Genomic DNA, 4,611 nt, shown 5'->3' with positions numbered 1-4,611 from the left:
GATCCAAAGAATGGGTTGGCATTCCCTTCTCTCCTTCCTCTTAAAACCTGTACCCTATTTTAAATTAACAGGCTGTAACTTGCGCTGGCTAGGTCTTGGGATTTTGTTCCTCAGAAGCTTGCCCGAAGCCTTTTCGACTTTAAGGGGGCTCTGGGGATTCTGTAGGTTAAAGTGTACGGCGAAATTTTTTGGGATTTTTCTGGAGGTTGACCGCCACACCGAGCACTATGTGGATTTGGCACTGCAACACGCCCGTCGTTTCGCCAGATGGCCGGGCCCTGCTGCTCCGGCCTAAGCCTACCCTTCAGCAGCGGGGATCCCTTTTTGAGGGCCGCGTGGGTCACCCCGCTGGGATGGATGTAGGGCGCAGCCCCTCTCCCTAATCCACGAGGGTGGCACAAGGAGGCAACGGCAAGGGGTATAGCTGACTCAAAGCCCAGTCGGCTACCTAGAGAGAGCAGCGCTAAGGATCCGCTACTTCAAAAGCCCACAACCCCCGCTCAGCCGGGATCCGATGCAACTGTCCCTGGGGAAAGCGCTGCTGCAGCGCTGCCCCTTGCTGATTCCATACCTCCTCGTTCAGGAACAGGGTAAATGGCGGCTGGAGATCTTGGGTGGGCAACGCCTCAGGGGAAAAGACCTGCACCTCCTGTCCCGAGCCGGCAAAAAACTGGATCCAACTCTGCCAATAGATGGGCTCTCCCCAGCTGAAATAGGGGTAGGCGGCGCTGGCAGCCAAGTAGAAGCGGTAGTCGGGATCCCCTTGTCGGGCCGCCACGTAGCGCCCGGTGGCTCCCACATCGTTGCCCTGGGTCCAGCCCTTGTGGACAAAATCTCCAAAAATCGCCAAGTTCCATCCGCCAATCAACAGCATCGCCCCCGCCATCGCCACTGCCGGCAGCCACTTCCTCCCTGGGGATCCCCAACGCTCCAGGAGACCGGCCAGCGCCTGGATCCCTTCCAGAGTTAGGTAGGCTACAAAGGGCAGGATTACCAGCAGGCGGGTGTAGTTGGGGGCTTTGGTGATGGCCAAGCTAAAGAGCAGGTAAAGAAACAGGAAACTGCCCATACAAAGCCAGTCGTGGGGCTGGCTACGCCCCTTCCAGAGGCGGTAGAGGCCAGATCCCAGACCCAGCCAGATCAAAACCCCCGTCAGCGGATCCACAAAGGCATGGCCGTAGTTGGGGTAGATGTAGCCCCGGTCGTGCTGGCTGGGATCGTTGAACATGCTTAGGCCATTGCGGATGTTGCGCCACACCGCCTCTGCCGGCGTAGCCGCATTGACCCACCTCTGCTGCAGCGCCCGCCCTTCCGGGAAAAAGAGAAATTGCTGGCGGGCATACTCGGCGCTTTCTGGGGGGGCGGTGGCAGTAGCCACCAGGATGGGCGCAGCCACCAGGAAAAACCCCAGCGCCGCCGGCACGGTTAGCTTGGCCAAAGTCCAGAAGGGGTTGACCTGCTTATCCCCTCCTTGCAGCTCCTCCCGGCCCAGGAGCAGGTAGAGGCCGCCAAACAGCAACCCCAACAGGATCACCACCCGCCCCGGCAGATAGCCGTAGAGGGAGAAGGCCGCTGCCCCTCCCCCCAAATACAAAAGCAGGGGATTTTTTTCCCGCACGCCCTTTAAGAGCAAGGCTAGCGCTGCACACTCCACCAGCACAATCAGATTCTCCCGCATCGCCATGCGGCTGATGCCTAACAAGGCGTGGTTGGATCCCAGGAGGGCCGCTCCTGCCAAGGCCAGCCGGGGGTTCCAGAACGACCGAAAAAACCCATAGGCCACCAGAATGGTGACAACCCCGAAGGCGGCATGCACGGTGCGCACATTCACCAGCGTGACTCCCCCCATCAGCCGCGTCAGGCCGCCGAAGAGGCTGAACATAAAGCGGGGAAAATAGAAATACTCCGGCATCAGCCCAAAGATATCGGGGTAGCGCACCCCTGAGGCCCGCCGTGCCATGGAGGTGATGACAATCTCGTCGGTGTTGATTTGAAAAGGGATGTTGGCCAGGTCGTAGAGGTAGATGGGGGCGAAGACCAGCGCCAGCAGCCCCAGGTGCAGCAGCTCCTGACGCCAGCGCAGCCGCGTCGGATCCCAAGGGAGCTGAGCCGGAGGAAACTGGGCCACATACAGCCCCACCAGCAGGATGCTTAGCAGCCAGATACCCATCTGCAGTACGTGGTAGCCAAACACCCCGTACCAGAAGGTCAGGGCTATTCCCAAGCCCAGGCCGGATCCCAGCAGAGCCGGACGCCGGGAAGTTGCCAGGGTATCCCAAACTGCCATAGAACTGAGAGGAATCGACTGCTCTCAGCCTACCAGGCCCAAGTTGTTCTCAAAACCGCCCTACCCCCAGCTTCTCTCCCGAAGGACGGGAGAAAGACCCCAAGGCTAGAGAACTTAGGAATTGAGGCTGCGGCCTACCGGTCGCAAGGATTGCCAGCAGGGATCCCCAAAGTTAGTAGCCCCGCATCCTCTCCGTCTCCCGCTCCAGTTCCGGATCCATGAAGTTGGACGGATCGTAGAGGAAGCGGTTGACCTCATCTTCGAGGCGGTAAATCTCAAAGGGCTCCAATTGTTTGCCAGTTCGCAAGGCCAGCAGGTAACCGTCCACCAGCAGCCTTAGCTCGTCAGTGCGCTGATAGCCGCGATGCCAACTATCCACCAGCGCGTCGGTTAGAGCTTGATAGTGCCGGATTAGCTTTGGGTCTTGCAACATGGCGCTCCCTTGCCCCACCTGTTCCCATCCTAGCGTTTGATTTTCGTTTGCTAGACAGAGATTACAAAAGCGGGAGAGGCAGCACTATTCCTCAAGAATGGGCAAGGTTAACCGCGAGGGCGTGTTGCCGCCGCTGTGAAGAGTAAGGGTGAGAATGCGGGCCTCGATGAGCCGCTCTTCTCGCATCCCCGTACCTGTATTGACGGAGTAGGCCGGGAAACAGGCCGCACTGAGGCTGAGACGCAGGGCGTGGCCACGGGGAATGCGGATACAGGTAGGCTGACAGGGGATTGAGATGGGGGCATTGGGCTGGGGATCCTGCAGACGACGGTAGCCCTGGGAAAAGTTGTACACCTGGCCGTCCGGCCTCACCACGGAGAGCACGGCGCAGAGATCCAAGCTGGGGCTGTCGGCTTCGACGTAGAGCTCTGCCGTGATATCCCCCGCCAGGAGGAGGTCGGTTTCCAGAGGGGGAGTGGTGTAAGTGAGAACATCGGTGCGGCAGTCGAGGGCAGAGCGCTCTTGCGGCCCGGCAGGATAAACCAGGTGACCCCCCAGGGCTGGCACCGGTCGCCAGGGATCGTGAACAAAAGTATCCGACTGTTGCCTCAGTGGGGGTTCCGGGCGGAGGGATCCCTCAAGTTCGGAGAGGGCAGCCAGGCCGGTGCTGTGTAGGTAAAAAGCTTTTGGCTCCGGGGTGGGCCAGGCCTCTAAGCTGCGCCAGCGGTTGGCTCCCATCTCGAATAGGCGCACCGGCAGCTCTTGGAGGATCCCAGTGTCCTTGCCTTTGAGGAACTGGTCAAACCAGCGCACCTGCAGCCGATCGATGGGGCTGACGGCCTCGGGGCCAAAGTCCAGCGCCCCCACCCTGCGCCCCCAAGGCAGGTGGGCCCAAGGGCCGATGATCAGGTGTTGCGGGTTTTGGCTGCGGGCACTCATCTCCCTGTAGAGGCGCAGGCTGCCACTCAGATAGCTGTCAAACCAGCCGCCAATGTGCAACATCGGCAGATCCACCACCTCTAGCCGAGGGGAGAGCTGGCGCCAGTAGTCGTCGGGTTCGCTGTGCTCCAGCCAGTCGAAGTAGTAGGACTGGGGCGCGTATTGCTGCAGCACGCCCGGCTTGAGGGGGATGGGATCGTAGAGGGGCAAGTTGCGGGAGGCTTTGAAGAGGGCCTGGTAAGCGTTGGCCTCTCCCCGCCGGCGGGCTCCCTCAGCTTCCAGTTGCAGCGCCCAACTGAGGTTGTTGGAGAAGGCAAAGGCTCCCCCCGGGTAGGCCGCATCGGCGTAGAGATCGTAGGGCAACATCGCCGGGCAGAGGGTTTTCAAGGCGCTGGGACGGCTGGAGGCGGCATAGAGTTGGGTCATGCCCTGGTAAGAAAAGCCGTACATGCCCACCACACCGTTGCTCCCTGGCAAAGCAGCCGCCCAGTTGACCGCGTCAAACCCATCTTCAGCTTCGTGGCGGAAGGGGTAGAAGGAGCCCTTGGAGGTGCCCCGCCCCCGCACATCCTGGATGACCACGATATAGCCATGGGCCGCATACCAGCGCGGATGGGCGTACACCACCGTCGAGGCAATGGCCCGCCCGTAGGGCTGCCGCATGAGCAAGACCGGGTAGCTCCCCCCGCCTTCTGGGCGATAGACATCCGCATCCAGTTGGATCCCGTCGCGGGTGAACATGGAAACGGTTTCGCGGGGGCGCACAGGCAGCATGGTTGGGTAAGGTCAGCGAAATTTGCCGAAGAACTAGGCACAGGGATCCCTGGAGAGCTCTTCGATAGAAAATTCCGGGAGATAGAAGCATTTTAACGTAAGTGCGGAATTCCCCACCGTCTATACGGTGGGGATGGATAGCACCCTCTGACTGATTCTGGATGTATTGCTTCACAAT

General features: G+C 60.3%; 3 protein-coding genes and 1 pseudogene. 1 reads left to right on the top strand and 3 read right to left on the bottom strand.

The window, feature by feature from the left end; genetic code table 11:
* Positions 1 to 295: pseudogene (locus NW841_RS11955) on the top strand (hypothetical protein); the annotation flags it as partial.
* 168 nt (positions 296 to 463) lie between these two features.
* On the opposite strand, the gene NW841_RS11950 reads toward NW841_RS11955, so the two are convergent.
* From NW841_RS11950 to NW841_RS11940, 3 genes are all read right to left on the bottom strand, one after another.
* Positions 464 to 2,287, bottom strand: a complete 1,824-nt coding sequence (locus tag NW841_RS11950; protein WP_414386563.1) for a glycosyltransferase family 39 protein — start codon at positions 2,285 to 2,287, stop codon at positions 464 to 466.
* Between the two features lie 172 nt (positions 2,288 to 2,459).
* Positions 2,460 to 2,720 carry a DUF6761 family protein gene (locus NW841_RS11945; protein ID WP_414366681.1) on the bottom strand — a complete coding sequence of 87 codons (261 nt, stop codon included), beginning with the start codon at positions 2,718 to 2,720 and terminating at the stop codon, positions 2,460 to 2,462.
* An 84-nt stretch (positions 2,721 to 2,804) separates the two neighbouring features.
* Complete coding sequence (locus NW841_RS11940; protein WP_414386562.1) at positions 2,805 to 4,433, bottom strand: CocE/NonD family hydrolase; 1,629 nt, start codon at positions 4,431 to 4,433, stop codon at positions 2,805 to 2,807.
* Between the last annotated feature and the right edge of the window lie 178 nt (positions 4,434 to 4,611).

Source organism: Synechococcus sp. H60.3 (assembly GCF_047462295.1).
Lineage (GTDB): Bacteria > Cyanobacteriota > Cyanobacteriia > Thermostichales > Thermostichaceae > Thermostichus.
Note: the sequence above shows the minus strand (reverse complement) of the source record. Positions and strands in the feature narration are given on the sequence as shown.